Source organism: Colwellia sp. BRX8-4 (assembly GCF_014077345.1).
Taxonomy (GTDB): domain Bacteria; phylum Pseudomonadota; class Gammaproteobacteria; order Enterobacterales; family Alteromonadaceae; genus Colwellia_A.
In genome coordinates this window covers 1-18,427 of record NZ_JACGVS010000003.1, presented here as the reverse complement: position 1 = coordinate 18,427, position 18,427 = coordinate 1, and the positions used below count along the sequence as shown (strand labels likewise).

The following is an 18,427-nucleotide window of genomic DNA, read 5'->3' as shown; positions in this document are numbered from 1 at the left end:
GATAACGATTGAACTCATCAGCCGTTAGCCTTAACATTCGATTATTGTTTCCCGGTCTATTTAAATAAAGGCCGATTGAACCATGCTTATTTAAGCTAATTTTCCTCAAAAATATCGACTTAATAATCCAGGGAGCCTTTTGTGCCATCTTCTTTTACCAGTAAACTGCCCAATCTAGATACCAGTATTTTCACAGAAATGTCGATGATGGCAAATCAATATCAGGCAATTAATTTGTCGCAAGGTTTTCCTGAATTTGATACTCCAGAATTTTTAAAAGATAAAATAAACTTAGCCATTAGTGAAGGTAAAAATCAATACTCACCCTCAAACGGTTTACCTGAGTTATTAACGCAAGTTGCCGCTATGGTGCATCGACAGTATCAAACAGATTTAACCACTGCACAAAAACTTAATGGCTTAAAAAACGTTACAATAACCTCCGGGGCTACCGAAGCACTATGGGTTGCAATACAAACGCTGGTTCGCCCAAATGATGAAGTTATTATTTTTGATCCCGCTTATGATTCTTATGAGACAGCCATTGAACTTGCTGGTGGAGTTTGTCGCCATGTCGCACTAGATGCGCCTAACTATGCAATAAACTGGTCCTTAGTTGAGCAAACAATTAATGAAAATACACGTGCCATTATTATCAACAGCCCACACAACCCAACGGGTTCAATACTGAGTGCTGCAGATCTTACTAGCTTACAAGTTTTGCTTGAGAAATATGATTTATATGTAATAAGCGATGAAGTATACGAACACATGACGTTTGACGGCTTACGTCATGAAAGTATTTTACGTTACCCTGATTTGTTTAAACGCGCCTTTGTCGTCTCTAGTTTTGGTAAAACCTTTCATTGCACCGGCTGGAAAATGGGTTATTGCGCCGCACCTGATGCGCTTACGGTCGAGTTTAGAAAAATTCATCAGTACGTTACCTTTTGTTCATTTACCCCGGCACAAATAGCTATAGCGCAAATGCTAAAACAGCACCCCGAGCATATCACCGAGTTATCAAATTTCTATCAGCAAAAAAGAGACTTACTGATCAATGCACTAAAAGACTCTCGCTTTAAAATGCTACCGTCAAAAGGTACTTATTTTTTATTGCTTGATTACTCTGCAATCTCAGCACTTAATGATCGTGAATTTTGTCATTGGTTAACCCAAGAAGTTGGTGTTGCCGCCATTCCATTGAGCCCCCTGTATCCCGCTGACAAAAGGGAGTCTTATCATCAAAACAATAAAGTAATCAGACTTTGTTTCGCAAAAAACGACGATACCCTACTTAAGGCCGCAGGAATATTATGTCAACTTTAACCATAGCCGCAGTGCAGTTCGATATTAGTTGGTTAGACAAACAAAGCAATTTTGATCGTTTAGAGCAACTTTTCAAAGATCACTTTACTGACCATGCGGCTGCCGATTTATTATTGCTACCAGAAACATTTTCAACCGGTTTTTGTATTAATAGAAAAGATGTGCAAGAGCCAGAAGATGGTGGCTCTGCTCTACATTGGTTAAAAAAAATAGCAAAGCAATATAACTGTGTAGTGGCTGGCACGGTTTTAGTGAGCCAAAATGATAAAAAAGTGAATCGTTTTTATTGGGTCTTTGCTGATGGTAGGGTTGAACATTATGACAAGCGCCATTTGTTTCGTTTAGGTAAAGAGCAAGACTTTGTTGAGCAAGGCCAGCACAGAAAAACAATCAACATTAGGGGTATAAAAATACTGCCTTTGGTTTGTTATGATTTGCGCTTTCCTGTTTGGTCGAGAAACCGCCAAGATTATGATCTTATGGTCAACGTTGCTAATTGGCCTGCTCCACGTCGTCATATATGGGATACCTTATTAAAAGCCAGGGCAATGGAAAATCAAAGTTTTGTCGTTGGAGTTAATCGTATCGGACCAGATGGTAACGATATGCCTCACTCTGGTGGCACAACTTTCATTAATTTTGATGGTGAAAACATACTTTCTGCCACTGATCACCAACAACAAATCATCACAACCCAACTCGACTTCAGCAAACTTGATAAATTTAAAAATCAATTCCCCGCCTTTTTAGATGCAGATAAATTTGAGTTGTATTAAAAACCAGTCGATTTATTCTCGTAACCCAAAGCCGTTTATTGTTATAAACAAGACAAACCTAAAACAACATTATAAGTGGTTAAGTTGTTTTAGGTTTTTATACATTTTGATCATCTAACCTGAATTACTAGCAAACCAGCTCATTTAATTCACTTTTCTTTGAATTAACTGAATAAAATATATACTCTTTATGGCTAATTAAAGTTCGCCTATAAAACAAATTATAATAATTAAGCGTTTTTATAACTGGAGCATATAAGTAAATGAAGCGACTACTCGCGTTATTCCTCATCTCTGGCAGTTGTCTTGGTCAAGACTATATTAACCAATACACCAGCCATGCAGAAATGTTAAAACAATTAAAACAACTGGGTGTTCAAACTCAGCAAATTGGTACTTCACGATCAGGAAAGTCAATAATCGTGGCTCAATTTGGTGATAAAAGCTCACCAGCAATTTTGGTTACTGGCAACGTTGATGGCGATTATTTAGTCGGTACTGAACTTGCGATGCGCCTAATCGAGGATCTAAAGTCAGGTAAAGTCACCCGAAATGGTAAAAGTATATTTATCGTACCTATGCCAAACCCTGATGCAACAAGTTTTATACTGGGTAAAAATGGTTATTCAACGACCTTTAATCACTTAAAAACAGATGACGATAACGACCTAAAAATAAATGAAGACGGTCCTAATGATCTCAACAACGATGGTTTTATTTCTCAGTTAAGGATCTCAGACAGTTCTGGCCCATACAAAGCTAGTGAACAAGATGCCAGTTTATTAGTAAAAGTTGATCGCCTCAAAAACGAAGCAGGTCAATACCGTTTACTCAATGAAGGAAAAGATGACGACGGTGATGGTAAATTAGATGAAGATGGCTATGGCGGAACAGCAATAAATAAAAACTTTACCTATAACTATGACTATTTTGGTATTGGCTCTGGTGTTAATCAAGCATCTGAACCTGAAACGCGTGCCTTAATAGATTTTGTTATCGATCATCAAAATATTTTAATGACCGTTAATTTTTCTAAATACGACAACCTCCATGAAAACTGGTCGGCTAATAAAGTACTGGTAAGTGAATATAAACGTCCACTGGAAGCCTTTGATAAAATGCCTAAAGAAGATGTTGACGGTTATAAATTATTTACTCACCTATGGCAGCAAGCCCATAAAGACTGGCAGGTAAAAGCAGAAAACCGTGGTCGAGGTACTTTTCACGACTGGGCCTATTTTCACGGTGGTCGTTGGTCAATAGCCACCAATGGCTGGAATTTTAAGCAAATAACCATTGCCCAATCAGCTGACGTAGAAAAAAACAAAGAGGCTGATGTTGAAAAAAACAAAAACACATCAGCAAGCGAAGATACCAAAGAAGCTCGTTTGGTTACTAACGCCAAGGAAAAAAATCTACAAGGGGCGATTATACCGTGGACAAATATTTCACACCCAGACTTTGTAAATGAAAAGGTGGAAGTGGGTGGTTTTCGACTTGCCTATTTAAATAATCCTGATATTAGCGTATTTGCTGAAACTAAAAGTTCGGAATATATTACTTCCTTAACCACACTTTTTCCTGAGCTTAACGTGAGCCAGAGCGTAAAAAAAATAGGTAAAGATCTTTATCGAGTGACCTTAAAAATAAAAAACATCGGTAAACTTCCAACACAAAGCGCCATGGGTAAACTCACCCGTTGGATGCTTCCCGTAAGAGTTCAGTGGAATTTACCCAAAGAACAATTTATTGGTGGTAGCAAGCGGACATTATTAGCGCCTATCGCCGCTCATGGCGGTCAACAAGAAATCAAGTGGCTGATCAATACCAAAGGCTTCAATGATGCCTCATTTGAAGTATCTTCACCTGTCATCGATGCGGTGACACAAACCGTTAATTTTGGAGCTTAATCATGAAAAAAATATTGCTCACCTGCATTTTAACGGCCACAGCTTTGTTAACTATAACGGCACAAGCCGCAGACAAACTCACTGGATTACAGGCATTAGGTGCGCCTTTAGACCCAAAAGTAGATATTCGCTGGAATCGTTTTTATGACTCAGAAAGTACTATAACGATACTCAAAAAAATAAATAAAGCTTACCCTAAACTTACTCGACTGGAATCTATTGGTCAGTCTTACGAAGGTCGTGATATTTTTGTTATTAAAATTACCAATTATAACAACGGTGATGATACGACAAAACCGGCGATGTATATTGATGGCAATATTCACTCTAATGAGATTCAAGGTACAGAGGTTTCTCTTTATACCGCTTGGTATTTAACTGAAAGCTACGGAAAAGTGAAGTGGATCACCGAGCTACTTAACGATAAAGCTTTCTATATTGTCCCTACAATTAATCCTGACGGGCGTGACTGGTTTATGAAGCAGGCTAATACTGCGCACTCTCCTCGTTCGGGCATGGTACCTACTGACAACGATCTTGACGGTGAAATCGATGAAGATGGTCCAGAAGATCTCAATAATGATGGCCATATTACTCGCATGCGCATTAAAGATAAGGTACGTGGTACTCATAAAGAAGACGAGAAATACCCAGGTTTAATGGTACCTGTTGCAGAAGGTCAAACTGGCGATTACCGCATGTTAGGAGCTGAAGGATACGACAACGATGGTGACGGTCTTGTCAACGAAGATGGTAAAGGGGTTTACGAATATGATCCTAATCGTGATTGGGCCCATGAATGGGAGCCAGCTTATATTCAAAGAGGTGCACGCCGTTACCCTTTTTCATTAAAAGAAACCAGTGCAGTGGCTAAATTTGTTAAAGCTCATCGTAATATTGCTGCCGCGCAAAGTTACCATAATACCGGTGGTATGATTTTACGTGGTCCGGGTAAAGCCAATAACAAATATACCCGTTCTGATATTAGCGTCTATGATTTTATCGCCAACCAAGGTGAGCAAATACTACCCAATTATCGCTACCTCGTCGCTTGGAAAGATCTTTATCAAGTCTACGGTGGAGAATTTGATTGGTTTTATGGCAACAACGGTATTATGGCATTTACGAATGAACTTTGGACATCGGCTAATATGTTTCGCCCAAACGATAAAACAAGCGATAAATTAGGCAATCAAAATCACAATTTCAACAAGCATATTTTATTTGGTGATGCTTTTGTTCCTTGGACTAAAGTAAAGCATCCAATTTATGGCGATATAGAAGTTGGCGGTTTTAAGAAGAATTTTGGTAGAACGCCCCCTTCTTTCCTATTAGAAGAAGAAGCACACCGAAATATGGCCTTTACCTTATTTCACGCCTACCATATGCCACAGTTAGAAGTAACTCGTTCATCAACGCGCAAGCTCAGTAATGGTTTGTATGAAATAACGGTTAATATTGCTAATGAGCGAGCAATTCCGACAAGATTATCACAAGACATTAATAATAATTTGTCGTTTGAAGACCGCATATCGATTCTCTCGGATGACTTTTCAATATTAAGTGGGTTAACCGTTATTAGCGAAGGTGCCAACACACATACTGACCACGACTTAAACCCAGCAACGATTAAGGTCGCCACGCTTGCGGGTCACTCAACAACCATAGTGAAATGGATTGTCGATGGCAAAGGGACTTATAAAGTGACAGTAGACTCAGAAAAAGGCGGCAAGCACAGTAAAACGTTTAAGTTTTAACAAAGAATATAAAGGTAATATTCTGCTAATAACATAGTAATGTAAAACCGGCCTCTGTCGGTTTTTTATTAGCCGTTATTTAACACTTCTCCCCTCTAGTGAAGTGCTAAAAATATTATAATACGCCTTACATACGAAACAGCATTGTTGGCATCAAAGCTTAGTCATCTTAAGCTGCTGACTTAATGATTGATCAGTTAATAAAAATTATTATTTCTTAGTCGTTAATACCTGATAATATTTGATAACTTAGTCTATTTTCAAAAAATTAAAATAAAATAAGAAGTCTTTTATGAATAATATGAAAAACATCATCACCAGTCTTTTGTTAATAATGATACTGGCCGCATGTTGCGGAATAGATCCCGCATTAAACACTATTGATAGATTTATTACTAAACAAGCGGTTGATAAAACAAACCCTGCTTGGAAAACGACGTTAAGTAAACCGCCATTACTGACCTTCACCCAAGGGAAAGATTACTTTTGGGAGCTGCAAACAAACCAAGGTAATCTGACCATCAAGCTATTCACTGACTCTGCGCCTATGCATGCTTCTAGTACTATTTACTTAACTAAATTGGGTTTCTATGATGAGCTAAATTTTCATCGTGTTATTCCTGGCTTTATGGCACAAGGTGGCGATCCATTGGGTAATGGCACGGGCAACCCAGGTTATAAATACGATGGCGAATTTAATAGTGACATAGGCCACAGTGAACCGGGTATGTTAAGTATGGCAAATTCAGGTCCAAGCACTGATGGCAGTCAATTTTTCATTACTTTTAACGCGACACCTCATTTAGACGGTAATCATACTGTTTTTGGTAAAGTAGTGACTGATTTAGAAGATAGCTTAACTAAAATTGAAGCCTTAGGTAGCCGAAGAGGTAAAACTAGAGAAGCGGTCAACATCATTAAAGCGTCAATCCGTATCGCCGACAAAGAATAACTTAATATTAATTCTTGCTGATCACATCAGATTGACCGGTGAGTAATAATCGCTTATTGGTGTTATCGGCAGATCAAAAAATTAATGTTCAAGATATGCATTCACGCTTAAAAGCCATGAATAAAACAGTCTTCACCTTGATATAAGTAAACATTATTATGTCTCAAGAAAAATAACTCACCTTTACTAAATGGCTATTATTTATTAACAAATTAAGATAGCCATTAACGTTTCTTTCTGACCATTTATTGTTCTACATCATATTTTTATTAAAGTTGAGTACTATAATATTTTTTACAATGTATTAACGTAAAGAAAGGTCACTAATGAAAGCAGCTGTTATTCATCAATTCAAAGACAAGCTCGAGATTAAACAACTTGATAAGCCTACAATTTCGAGTCATGAAGTTTTAGTAAAGGTTCATGCTTGTGGTGTATGTCATACCGACTTACATGCGTGTCATGGTGACTGGCCAGTAAAACCTAAGATGCCACTTGTTCCAGGCCATGAAGGTGTTGGAGAAATCGTTGAAGTAGGCGAGCAAGTTAAGCACCTTAATCTTGGTGACCGTGTAGGTATTCCATGGTTATATAGTGCTTGTGGATATTGTGATTACTGCTTATCTGGTAATGAAAACCTCTGTTTGTTACAGCAAAATGCAGGGTACTCTGTTGATGGGAGTTATGCTGAATACTGTAAAGCAGATGGCAACTATGTTGTAAAAATACCAGACGAGATTAGCTATGTAGATGCTGCCCCCTTGTTTTGCGCAGGTGTTACAACTTATAAAGCATTAAAAGTATCTACGGCTAAACCAGGTGAATGGGTAGCTATTTTTGGTATTGGTGGCTTAGGGCATTTAGCTGTGCAATATGCTGTAGCAATGGGCTTAAATGTCATCGCTATTGATACTGGCACTGAAAAATTGAAATTGGCTAAAGATTTGGGTGCCTCTTTTTGTTTAGATTTCAAGTGTGATGATGTTGTAGCAAGAGTTTTAGCTGAAACAGGCGGCGTTCATGCCAGTATTTGTACCGCTGTTAGTAAAAGTGGCTTTGAACAAAGTTACCAAGTTATTCGTCGTGGGGGTAAGTGTGTACTAGTTGGCTTACCCGCCGAAGATATGCCGTTACCTATATTTGATACTGTTTTAAATGGTGTTAGCGTTGTCGGCTCTATTGTGGGTACGCGTAAAGATTTAGTTGAATGCTTAGATTTTGCCGCTAGAGGAAAAGTTAAAGCGATCACCATTGAAAAGTCACTAGAAGATATTAATGATATCTTTGAAGATATGATCAACGGCGAAATTACCGGTCGAGTGGTTATGAAGTTTTAATCATTTCTATCTAGCTATTGGCATTTGCAACTAACGCAGCAATATCTTTGGTAATTTGAGTTGGAAAATTACAATCACCGTTTATTAGCCCAATAACCGATATATCTAAACTCGATGCATAAAGCACAATTAATCGTTATTAATAAATAAAAAAACCGGCAGATGCCGGTTTTTTATTTTTAACTACATGCGTTATTCTTATTAAGTTATTTGTAATATTCAATAAGATAATAACGAATATTTATTAAAGTGAGCTTAAACGCAATTTATTGAAAAACCTCATCTATTGCAATCACTTCAACATTTTTAGACGGCAGTGTTAGCTTGTAACTTTCAATGATTTTATCTGTCGCTAAAAGCTCTGCTGGCTTATCACTGTTATATGTTAACGGTGATACTTGTTCAGACAACAAACGTTGCTTCATGTCTTTACCATCGCCTGAAATGAAAACATAATGAATATCATCTGTTTGTAAGTTTTCTTTGATAACACGATTAACATCATCTAATGATAGTTTTGCAAATTGATCGCGAACGTACTTAACAAACTCTTCTGTTTGATAAAACTCACTATCAAGTGCATAACCTAACTGTTGATCTTGGCTGGCCACTAATTGCGGTGCATAGTTCGTTAAGTAATTACGTGTTGCTTGAAAGTCTTTTTCGCTCATGCCCTTTTCAATCAAGTTGTCCAATTCATACAAAGCGGCACGCGTTGCGAAATGAGCATCATTATTTGAACGTAAAGGACGTAACCACACTTGAAAAATTTGACTAGAACGACCTAAATTTGCATCAGGTTTAGTTTGGTACATCCCTCGTGGAAAATATTCAATATAAGAATAATCTCCATAGTTCATACCACGCGCTTGACGAATTTGTTGATACAAGTAGCTGTTAGAACTACGATGTTCACCAAAGTATGAACGCACTAACCAAAGTGCCGCCCAGTCTTTATCACTGCGTATAGTATCAATGGGAAAACCAAAAGATACCGCTGTAGATTGCGCACTTTTTTCTATAATTGTCGCATGATGACCTTTTAAAACGGGTGCTTTAGCAATTGTTAAGCGCTTTTCATCACCGACGGGTAAAGTCGCTAAATCTGTCATTAATTGTGCTTTTAAAGCACTAGGCATAGCGCCAGTTATACCTAAGTTTAATTTTGCTTGGGTAAGTTGGGTGTTGTAGAATGCTTTAACATCTTCAAGAGTAATTGCGGCTAAGTCAGACAAATCACCACTATTGTAGTTTTCGTAAACATGCCCTTGATAAAGTTCGCTATAAAGCACCTCTTTACCTAATTCTTCATCATTAGAAGATTTAAGACCTGATTTAATACCGTCAACAAGCTCTTTTTTCAGACGCTTAAAATCGTCTTCACGCCATCCTGGATTCAATAATTGATCGCTAATAAGTTCGTACCACTGAGTAGCATTATCTTTATGCACCCGGCCAGTAAATGACATCATTTCTTTATCAAGCTGCGACGAAAAACGTCCAGCTAAAGGGTATAAACCTTTCTTAATATCTTGATAGCTTTTTGTTGCCGAGCCGCCTTGAGTTAACATACGAGCGGTTAAAGCCGCTACCCCTTTTTTACCGGCTGGATCTGCTGCAGCACCGGTATAAAATAAGAAGTTAACATCAATCAACGGTGAGTCATTGGTCTTATCTAATACCGCAAACTGTGGAGTACTCGGCTGCGAATTTTTCATGACTATTTTTGCAACGGCGCCATTTAAGTCAACTTCTTGTTCGAAGTCGGCAATCTCATCTAATGCTGATAAAGTCACTGTTGTGCGGTTTTCATCAATAAAGTATTCATTAGCAATACGTTGAATATCTTCAGCTGTAATATTGTCAAAGCTATTATAGAGGTGATTAATCGTTTCGGGATCGCGGTCAAAATGCATATAACTCGCCAATGTTGAAGCGATAGACTCTGATGAATCTAAACTATTAACAAAACTATATTTTAAGTTAGACTTTAAGTTATCAAGTTTTTCTGAAGAAACGAGCTCAGTTCTTACTTGTGCGTAAGTACGGTTTACTGCATCACGAACCGTTGCTAGGTCTTTTTCATCATTCACTTTGATAAATACGTGACGTAAGCCAGCATCTTTTGTTTCAGGGTTGTAGTTAAACATTTGGCTAGCCAACTGCTTATCAACAACGAGTTCTTGATACAATGCTGAGTTATTGGAAAAATACAATTCAGAAATTAAATCTAAAGCCGCGCGATCTTTTTTCTTGGGTTGCCAATCAGCACCTTTATAAGAAACGAGTAACCAGTGACCCGGTAAGCCATCGAATTTTTCATGAACATATTTCGCAGCTTCCTGTTTTGGCTCAGGTGCTATAGTGCTAACAAAATCACCTTTTTGCCAATTTCCCCAATGCTTCTCGACCATGGCCATTGTTGCTTCTGGTTCAACATCACCGACAATTACTAAAGAAACGTATTCTGGCTTATAGAATTGTTTAAAGAACTGTTCACCATATGCAACTTGATCAGGCATTGCTTCTACATCTTCAAAGAAGCCCATAGTGGTATGCTTATAAGTATGAGTATCGAATGCTTCTTTTCGCACCGCCGCTAACAACTTTCGAGTTGGACTAGCATTATTTTTTAAATACTCACCTTTTACCGTTAAGGCTTCTGTTTTAAATTGTGCTTCGGTGTACTTTAGGTTTTTAAAGTGATCCGCTTGAATCTCTAATACTTTATCTAAATGATCTTTAGAAAAATCTAAATGATAGTTAGTATAATCGTTGGTGGTGTAAGCACCGTTATCAACACCGGCATTTTTAAATAAATCGGCATAAACAGCTTGTGGAAATTTTTCTGAACCTTTAAACATCATATGTTCAAAGAAGTGGGCAAAACCTGTTTTACCTACTTCATTTTCATCACGAGAACCTACAGAAACGGGGATTTGTACTGAAACAAGATCTGGATAGTCTGTTTTTACCACTAAGACACGTAAACCATTAGCCAACTCTTTGAACAAGTATTTTTGGCTAAAGACTTTGTTTGCACTCTCTTGGCTTGATTGCTGTGACATACTATTGCCAGAGTCGTTGCTGGTTGCCATACAGGCGGATAACGTTAAACTTGCAGCTATGACAGCCGCTAAATATTTCTTTTTCATCATAGTTCCCTTTATTTTTATTGCTGTATTTTATGTAACTCTGAGAAATTTTTCATTAAATTTTTGAGGATAAGCCACGACATCATGTAACAAAATAAGTACGGGTCATAAATAAAGAAATAAAATGGGAAGGCAATTATTTTATAACCAATTAACGTTTCTAAAATATCTTCTCAAGTCGGCTCAAATAACAAACCCAATAATATTATCGGGTTTGTCTCCATAAATAGGTATGGAGTAAAACATTTTTTCTTGTGCTTATGAAAAAACTCTCTGATTCGACGTTCACGCATACTATAGATATATGAGCGATAGTGTCATTAGTAGATATTAGCTCTCACCTCCATGACGAGAATGTAAATACAGATTAATCGTTAATAAAGATAAAAGAACCAACCAAATATGGGAATAGCTATAGGTAAAACAATCAAGATGCCCACACTTCGATAGACTTTAGCTTTAAAAAACACACGACTCACCGATGGCATATCTTTCCTTGAAATAGTTAAGCCAAAAAATGGCTTTAACAATGGTAGCCGACGAATAGCTTCATAACTAATAACACATATAGATAATGTTCCTACCAAAACCAGCACTGCTTCTACAGCTCCGCCAAGCTCGAATGGGCTGAGTAATGAACCAATACAGATAATCAACGTTTGATGTAAAATATATACGGGATATACCGCAGGATTAAGGTATTGAATCACCTTGTTTTCTTTATTTAGGTAAGTATAGGCATAGCCAAATATACTCACTAACCACAACCACTTATTCGCTGCTGACGCTAAACTAAAAATAATTTCCATTTGACTATTTATAGCAACACTTTCATCCAAATAAATAGTTTGATAGCGATAAATAAGAAGCATATAACTAATAGCAGCAAGCCCTAATGCTAGCTTTCTTACTTTCTGCATTGCTAACCACCAGCCTTTCTGATTTGCAATTAAGAAACCCGTAATAAAGAAGGTAAAGCCTGTGGCCTGGCGTAATCTATCACCTTCGAGTTGTTTAAAAACAAAATAGTCAAGTGCAAACAGTATAAGCAAAGGGATAATTAACACACTGTACTGGCCAACTGCATCGCTATACTTTTTAACCGCTTTTGATATTACAGGTAAATACAGTAAGGGTTGAAGAACTATCAGCACCAAAGTAAAAGCCCATAACTCTCTTAAATACCATAAATGATTAACATCGATATGTGGCAATATTCCCGATTTATATTTATCAAAAATGGGGTTGTCTAAATCGAAAAAGATTTGCCAAAATTGCCAGAAAGTTAATTCCATATCGCCATTAAATTTCATTTCAAAATACAGTTGTGGCGGTACTATAAATAGAATACCAAAGGTTAAAGGTAGTAATAAACGTATGGTTCTACTTGTTAAGAAATTACCTATGGATAGTTTTTGCAGGAGAAAATAAGATGCAATACCTGAAATCATCCATATTAATGCCATACGCCATGGTTGAACCACTAGCATAAGGTTTGCCAAAAAATTGCTTTGGTAATTACTTTTGATATGCCACTCCCACCCAGCAACATAAAGCATGCATGTGTGATATAAAATTAATAGTCCAAACGCAAAAACTCTAAGGTGATCTATATCGAATCGTCGGTTATTATTGCTCTCTAAATTTATGTTCATAAGTCAGCCTTTGCGATTTTAAGAAGACTATTTAATCAATTCACAGTAAACTCATCAACACCTAAGTAATTGAATCTACTGTTTTTGTGATAAGAGGCAAGCTGATGTGATAAGATTTTACGCATCACTTTTAAGGAATTTTTAATTTGCTACACCCGTTATATGAAAAGTATCAAAAACAGCTTGAAGTATCATATTGGTTACTTATTGGTACGATTACCGCACTGGTCAATAGCTTCTCAGTCCTTGACGATTATCAGCGCCGAGGGTTGTCTATTGAGCGATGGCAGCCATTTGTTTGGGAATTTTCTAGCCAAATTTCAATCTTTATTTTGATTCCTATACTGTTTTATATAGACAAAAAACATCCAATTAATATTAGTAAAATTAAACAGAGTCTTTTATTACACCTTCCGCTTTCTATAGTCTTCTCTGTATTACATGTTTATCTAATGATAGCTTTACGACACTTTTATTATTATTTCAGTCAAAGCACTTATGATTTTGGAGACTGGTCAGTAGAACTGATTTATGAATATCGCAAGGATTTAGGCAGCTATATTTCAATCTTAGCTACATTTTATATCTATAGATTCATTATCAGCCGACTACATAATGAAGCAAGAGAAATAGAGGTTGGTGAAGGTCCACAAGGCTCAATTTATGTAGAAAGATTAATTGTAAAAAAAATAGGTAAAGAATTTATTATTAGGGTGAGCGATATTACTTGGGTCGAAGCATCAGGCAACTATATGAATTTGCATATTGGTGAGAGTTGTTATCCAATTAGAACGACAATGGCTGATTTGGAAAAAAGGTTAGATCCACATCAATTTGTAAGAATTCATCGTTCTACAATGGTAAATTTGGACTTAGTTAAAGAAATTATCGCGTTAGAAACAGGTGATTTTTTATTAACGCTAAATAATGGGCGTCAACTGAAGTTATCACGGCGTTATCGTGATGAGGTAAATACTCGGCTCGCTGGGTAGTGGGATTAACTATGCCACCCATAAGATGAGTAACTATGCCACCCATGATTAACTCTGCCACCCATAATAGTGATTAACTATGCCACCCATAATAATGGCCAAGTTCTTTGCACACTTAAATAGGTATTATGTTTATTATGTGGAGTAAAACTAATCTGAGTTAATCAACTTCTCTATTTCAATCATATTGTCTAATATGAGGTCAACGACCTAAAGGCTCACGCTGTGCGTAAAATAACTTGATGCGTTCTACTTGTATCTAGATTAACTCTTTTGGTCGTTTTGTAAGAGCTTTGAAATGGTTCGATATAATAGATTCATATCTACAGGCTTAGGGATAAAATCATTCATTCCGTTTGCTAGGTAGTGTTCTATATCACCTTTCATTACGTTTGCGGTGAATGCAATTATGGGCTTATTAAATTGCTTATTTCTGAGTTCAATACTTGCTGTAACACCATCCATTTCTGGCATTTGAATATCCATTAATATAATGTCAGGGGTAAAATCAAAGGCTAAGTCTACGGCTTCTCTACCATTATTTACACAGTGCAATAATGCATGAGTCGGCTTTAACATGGCACAAATTATTTTTTGATTAATTCTATTATCTTCTGCAATTAATATTCTTTTATTTGACCAGTCTGGTGCTAAGTCGTTACCAATAAATTTTGGATCTTTAGCTGCCACTAAAGGTGAGATAATAGATCTAGATTTAGATTTAATTGTAAAAATGAATGTTGACCCTTCCCCTTTTTTACTGGTGACAGTTAAGTTACCTCCCATTAATGTTGCTAAGCGTTTTGCAATTGATAGACCTAGCCCAGTTCCACCAAACTTCCTAGTGATCGATGCGTCTGCTTGGCTAAAATTTTGAAAAAGGTTGTTGATTTCTTCTGTGCTCATACCTATACCTGTATCCACCACTTCTGAAGTTAGGTACGACACTCCACTGATGCTCTTTTGAGTGATATAAACATTAATAGCGCCAGTATCAGTAAACTTAGTTGCATTGGTTACAAGATTAAGTAATACCTGATAAAAACGAGTAGGATCACCTGTCCACAACGTATTTTCACTGGTTTTATTGATGAAATTGAGCGATATACCTTTCATATCTATATCTAACTCTACGTTTGAGTAGATTGAATCTAGAATAGGCTGTAGTTCAAATTCAATATTTTCAATATCTAATTTATTTGCTTCGATTTTTGAAAAATCTAAAATATCATTCAAAATTCTTAATAAATTTTTGGCTGAAAAAATGGCGGTGTCGATCAGGGTGTTTTGTTTTTCGTTGGGATGTTCTAAACGCAATAACTGCATCACTCCCAATACACCATTCATAGGGGTTCTTATTTCATGAGACATATTAGCTAGAAACTGCGATTTTATTTCACTAGCTTCTTCTGCTTTAATTTTTTCAGCTTCGTAAGCCTTTGTTCTTAATTTAACTTGTTTATCTAACTCAGTTAATGATTGTTGATACTGAGAAGACATAAATGTCAGCACAATATATAAATTTGTCGCGACAAAAATAGTAGTACCCAACATGAGTAACCATGCATTAACAGAAGTGTGATACTCCTCAGCATTGACTATATAAGTAAGATGGCCGGTAATATAAGCAATGCCAATAGACGTAATAATGATAAATCCAACAGCAATACTAATTAATGCCGAAATACGATTAAAAAGCAGACTGCATAAAGCAGTGTACATAATCATCAGTAATATCCCTGCACCAAATAAGCCAAATTGAATCATGCCGCCAATTGCTAATAATAGAAAACAACTAGTAATGAAATAAGCTTTTATTTTGTAGAAGACTTGCTGACGAAAAAATAATATAGCTGCTGAAATAAGGTACATACTAATTTGAATGCCCATGATGGGCTGGAAACCAATATTAAAAATTCTAAGAAGAGAGCCAATTAAGGCCGGAGTGGAAAATATTATAATCACTAATAGTAATCGATTAGCCAGATGATTATTAATTTCCATACTCGGTGTGTTTAACATTAATTGACGGCCTTAAAAAAGAATCTTTTATATGTGAACAATATTAACTTAATTGTATTTGTGTATAGCCATTTAAGCAAAATTTGAAGTAATGTTTAAATTACTATGCCACCCATAATAACAATAAATAATGATGATAAGCCATTTCTTGTCTTTTTAGCTTATAACAATACCTATTGATAAGGTAAAGCGAGTTTCTATAGTCCTTTATCGCAACTACCTTCTTAAAACATCAAATGATAGCCGAGTTAAACCCACCACTCTAAAATAGTAGTAAGGTTACGTCTTATTCATAAAGAGCGTTATGCGCTATTCAAGCAAGCCTGAGCATTCGCTATACCATGTGTTCGCTGCAAACCAACATGCTCACTAAATTCACATAAATGCTCAGCAGAACCAACAGCACCTGTGAAGATAGTTTCAAAATCCGTCGTAAGCTTTAGCCAACTTTCATCATTGATGTGTAACCTCGCGAGGATAGTTGCGCTAGTAGTGTCGATGGCGCCTCTTTTATCATCACGCAGGAGGCGTCCTGTTTCATCAACCAGAGTTAAGTAATCTTGTAAGCTAAAATAAATACCCGCGCCAGTTGATTCTTGATGGGGTTCATTACCCATAAAAGGTAATAAACAGGTCGGTTGCTCACCGGTTATAGCCGCTTTAATGCGTCGTTGAATACTGGTGAAGTCAGAATGCTCTGGGGTAACTGAAATACCTGCTCGTATAGGGTTTAAATCAACATATGCCATACACGACAGTAACGCCCCTTCATCAAGCAGTGCTTGTGATTTAAAGCGCCCTTCCCAAAAGTGTCCGGTACATTGGTCTTCTCGGTTAGCTTGTCGGGCTATCGGCTCGTTCAATGAGCGCATAAACCAACTGATATCAATTAAACGCTGCTTATATATCTCAGCCGTACTTTCAACCGTCGCTAATTGAAACTTATCAAGCGGTTGTTTGTTCGAATATTTTTGAGTTAATAAGGTCCCTTTGAATAATTGATGCCAACGTTGCAATACCTCATCGGTTGACCAGCGCTCTATTAGCTCACTATCGACATGCAAGACAATATGTAAATGATTATGCATGACACCATAAGCACAGATATCTATCGAAAATACCTCAGATAATGTAAATAATCGCTTTTCAATCCATCTGCGTCGATGCTCAAAACTGACACCCGTCTCCTTATCTACGCCACACAAAAAAAGCCTTGTGTACCGTTCGACTGCAAATGTGATAATAAGGTGTATCCAATAAACTAATTTGTTGTGAACGAGGCTTAGGCATAACAATCACCCGACTGAATAAAGGTAACTTAAGTCTAGTTTATTGAACGAAACCTGCATAAGTTATTATGGGTGGCCTATTAGGAAGGAATAAGCGTCTCGAACAAAAACTGCATAAGTTATTATGGGGGTCTATTAAGAGATTTTGTGACTATTTTGTCAGTGAACGCTATTCGAAAAAGCAAACATTTAAATGTTTCGTCTTGCACAACAGCAAGCCAGTCAGAGGAAAAATAGATACCCTAACTGGCATTTAAAGCAACCAATAGTAATGCATTTTGGGCTATTTTACTTCAATTAACACTTCGTTGTGGCGAAGCCATGGGATAGTGAAAGGACCATTGTAGGCTGCGTTAATAGGCTCGCTAACTGCGGTATAGCCGTTTTTCGCAATCCAGTTATTAAGGATTTGGGTTTGTGTTTCAACATTACTATCACTGAGCAGCCCGCTGAACTTTATCACCACGACTTTGTAATCCTTTACTTCTGTTATCCATACGTCTGGATTGGTTGGCTTAGGGGTACTTTGTATTGTAAAGTCGGCAGGCATTACAAATGACATTACTTGTTGTTCTGATCGCTCTTTCATAAACACCGGAGCGGTCATAGTGATTTTGGTCCCCTTAGATACTGCCTCTGATTCATCCATCAGTACAGGTGCTGTCATGGCTATTTCTGTGGAGCCTTCATTCTCACCAGTAATATATCTGAACAGATTCCTGAAAGCACCGTTCATTCCGTCGGCTGACATGTCGGAGGACACTAGCACTAACGATTCATAGTTACGCACTTCAATTTTCTGTACCTGATCAGATTTCAATAGTGTATAAGGCGCGTTTTCAACTCCACTTTCTCCAAACACGGAGCAACCGGCCAAAATCAGTGGAACAAGAAGTGCGAAAAGTAATTTCATAGAGTTTCCTTGAGGTCTTATAAAACAGTGTATATCACTGTTTTCATTTTTTATTAAGACTAAATACGTAAAACTGGGAAATTAGTTCAATTCAACATTAAATTTTATCTTCAATAGAACCTGTTGATTGCAGTTGACTAGTGCTGAATTACAAGAAAGCCGATATCGGCTCACTTTTCTAACCGTAATAAATAAAAAGGCGAATCATTGCTGATTATTAGGCGACAATTAGCTTGGCCGGGTCGCGACAATTAGGTTGACCGGTTTTGGTACACTTTAGATATATCAAATTCAATAGAGAAAGATATGTCTGGAAAACCCATAACCAAGCAACAGGTTA

Annotated in this window: 11 protein-coding genes and 1 pseudogene; 7 read left to right on the top strand and 5 right to left on the bottom strand. The window is 37.0% G+C overall.

Translation table 11 applies throughout. From position 1 onward, the window contains the following. The first annotated feature begins 198 nt into the window (after positions 1-198). The 6 genes from H4J56_RS03535 to adhP all read left to right on the top strand — a co-directional run bounded on the left by H4J56_RS03535 (position 199) and on the right by adhP (position 8,061). On the top strand, positions 199-1,329 hold the full coding sequence (locus H4J56_RS03535) for a methionine aminotransferase (RefSeq protein ID WP_259364862.1): 1,131 nt from the start codon (positions 199-201) through the stop codon (positions 1,327-1,329). After that, positions 1,317-2,105 (top strand): amidohydrolase, encoded by a 789-nt coding sequence (locus tag H4J56_RS03530; protein WP_070374218.1) that lies wholly within the window; start codon positions 1,317-1,319, stop codon positions 2,103-2,105. Before H4J56_RS03535 ends, H4J56_RS03530 begins: the two co-directional genes overlap by 13 nt. A 263-nt stretch (positions 2,106-2,368) precedes the next feature. Continuing rightward, complete coding sequence (locus tag H4J56_RS03525; RefSeq protein ID WP_182213913.1) at positions 2,369-4,015, top strand: M14 family zinc carboxypeptidase; 1,647 nt, start codon at positions 2,369-2,371, stop codon at positions 4,013-4,015. Between the two features lie 2 nt (positions 4,016-4,017). Next, positions 4,018-5,772 (top strand): M14 family metallopeptidase, encoded by a 1,755-nt coding sequence (locus H4J56_RS03520; RefSeq protein WP_182213915.1) that lies wholly within the window; start codon positions 4,018-4,020, stop codon positions 5,770-5,772. 292 nt (positions 5,773-6,064) lie between these two features. After that, positions 6,065-6,724, top strand: coding sequence for a peptidylprolyl isomerase (locus tag H4J56_RS03515; protein WP_182222207.1), 660 nt, complete (start codon positions 6,065-6,067; stop codon positions 6,722-6,724). A gap of 326 nt (positions 6,725-7,050) precedes the next feature. Then, the gene (gene adhP, locus H4J56_RS03510; RefSeq protein WP_182213919.1) at positions 7,051-8,061 is read left to right on the top strand and encodes an alcohol dehydrogenase AdhP; all 1,011 of its coding nucleotides are present in this window, start codon (positions 7,051-7,053) and stop codon (positions 8,059-8,061) included. A 266-nt stretch (positions 8,062-8,327) separates the two neighbouring features. On the opposite strand, the gene H4J56_RS03505 is transcribed toward adhP, so the two are convergent. Further along, positions 8,328-11,216: a pitrilysin family protein gene (locus H4J56_RS03505; RefSeq protein ID WP_182258887.1), complete on the bottom strand. Its 2,889-nt coding sequence runs from the start codon at positions 11,214-11,216 to the stop codon at positions 8,328-8,330. Between the two features lie 374 nt (positions 11,217-11,590). Beyond that, positions 11,591-12,871, bottom strand: a complete 1,281-nt coding sequence (locus H4J56_RS03500; RefSeq protein WP_182251334.1) for an acyltransferase family protein — start codon at positions 12,869-12,871, stop codon at positions 11,591-11,593. 146 nt (positions 12,872-13,017) lie between these two features. On the opposite strand from H4J56_RS03500, the gene H4J56_RS03495 reads away from it, so the two are divergent. After that, positions 13,018-13,863, top strand: a complete 846-nt coding sequence (locus tag H4J56_RS03495) for a LytTR family DNA-binding domain-containing protein (protein ID WP_182222205.1) — start codon at positions 13,018-13,020, stop codon at positions 13,861-13,863. A 264-nt stretch (positions 13,864-14,127) separates the two neighbouring features. Here H4J56_RS03495 and H4J56_RS03490 read toward each other — a convergent pair whose 3' ends face one another. From H4J56_RS03490 to H4J56_RS03480, 3 genes and pseudogenes are all read right to left on the bottom strand, one after another. Then, the gene (locus H4J56_RS03490) at positions 14,128-15,885 is read right to left on the bottom strand and encodes an ATP-binding protein (protein WP_182258886.1); all 1,758 of its coding nucleotides are present in this window, start codon (positions 15,883-15,885) and stop codon (positions 14,128-14,130) included. Positions 15,886-16,187: 302 nt separating this feature from the next. Further along, positions 16,188-17,175 (bottom strand): annotated as a pseudogene (locus H4J56_RS03485) (transposase). 282 nt (positions 17,176-17,457) lie between these two features. After that, entirely contained in the window at positions 17,458-18,087 is a 630-nt protein-coding gene (locus H4J56_RS03480; protein WP_182242760.1) for a heme-binding protein, read from the bottom strand. Between the last annotated feature and the right edge of the window lie 340 nt (positions 18,088-18,427).